The sequence below is a fragment of the Halopseudomonas pelagia CL-AP6 genome (assembly GCF_000410875.1).
In the GTDB taxonomy this organism is placed as follows: Bacteria; Pseudomonadota; Gammaproteobacteria; order Pseudomonadales; family Pseudomonadaceae; genus Halopseudomonas; species Halopseudomonas pelagia.
The window spans coordinates 1-1,052 of sequence record NZ_AROI01000075.1 but is presented as its reverse complement, the minus strand read 5'-3'; the positions used below and the strand labels follow the sequence as shown (position 1 = coordinate 1,052).

Annotated in this window: 2 protein-coding genes; both read left to right on the top strand. The window is 51.5% G+C overall.

Annotation, left to right across the window (positions count from 1 at the left end):
- Positions 1-8: 8 nt before the first annotated feature.
- The gene (locus K787_RS25680; RefSeq protein ID WP_268870415.1) at positions 9-167 is read left to right on the top strand and encodes a non-canonical purine NTP pyrophosphatase; all 159 of its coding nucleotides are present in this window, start codon (positions 9-11) and stop codon (positions 165-167) included.
- Positions 164-958 carry an SIR2 family protein gene (locus K787_RS0121670; RefSeq protein WP_022964875.1) on the top strand — a complete coding sequence of 265 codons (795 nt, stop codon included), beginning with the start codon at positions 164-166 and terminating at the stop codon, positions 956-958. Before K787_RS25680 ends, K787_RS0121670 begins: the two co-directional genes overlap by 4 nt.
- The last annotated feature ends 94 nt before the right edge of the window (positions 959-1,052 follow it).

Sequence of the window (1,052 nt, the reverse complement as noted above, 5' to 3'; positions counted from 1 at the left end):
CTCAGCTCCTGCAACCGCCGGGCTTTCAATGGGATTGCGTCTTCGTTCCGAATGGACACATTCAAACCTTCGCTGAAATGGGTGAGGCCAAGGACGAGATCTCCATGCGTCGTAAAGCCCTTGACCAGTTCGCGGCATACCTCAATTCCGTGAGAGGCGTGGAATGAACGCTGAATTATTCCATGCACACCGCACCAACAAGCTGATGCTGTTTGTAGGCGCCGGAGTGTCTGCCAATCTCAACCTACCAACCTGGAGCCAGCTGACATCTCACATTGCAACGGAACTGGGTTATGACCCCAAAATTTTCTCCACATATGGCACCGCGCTAGCGCTAGCGGAGTTCTATAAGAAGAAAAAGGGTAGTCTCGGGCCGCTGCGTAGCTGGATGGATCGTGAATGGCACAAGCGCGACGTAGACATCACTCAATCCGAGATTCATCGGCTAATCACCCTTGGAAAATTCTCGCGAATCTACACAACCAACTACGACCGGTGGCTAGAAATCGCCCATGACAAATTCGGCGTCCCATTCGATAAAATTGCAAGTGTAGCCGACCTAGTGTCCGTCACAGACGGCCGTCGCCAGATTGTAAAGTTTCATGGGGACTTCGATGATGACGCATCAATCGTCCTGGACGAGACCAGCTATTTCCAGAGGTTGAACTACGACTCGCCGTTGGATATCAAGCTCAGCAACGATGTCCTGGGGAACTCAGTGCTCTTCATCGGATACAGTCTATCTGACATCAATATCCGACTCCTTTTCTATCGGCTGACAGAAATGTGGGGGCGCTCCGCCATCTCATCTGCGAGACCAAAATCCTACGTTTTCACGAACCGGCCAAACCCGGTAGCACTGGAGGTTCTAGGGCAATGGGGAATCGAAATGATTGTTTCGGAGGAAGACGACCCAAAGAAAGCACTCACTGATTTCCTGAAGGAGCTAGTGAGCTAAGCATAGCTGAACGCGATTGAGTAGCTATCACCTTTAAGAATTGAGTCGACTTAGAGTGTGCTGGCGGTGTTGGGTGCCCGCTTCTGGCCCAGAG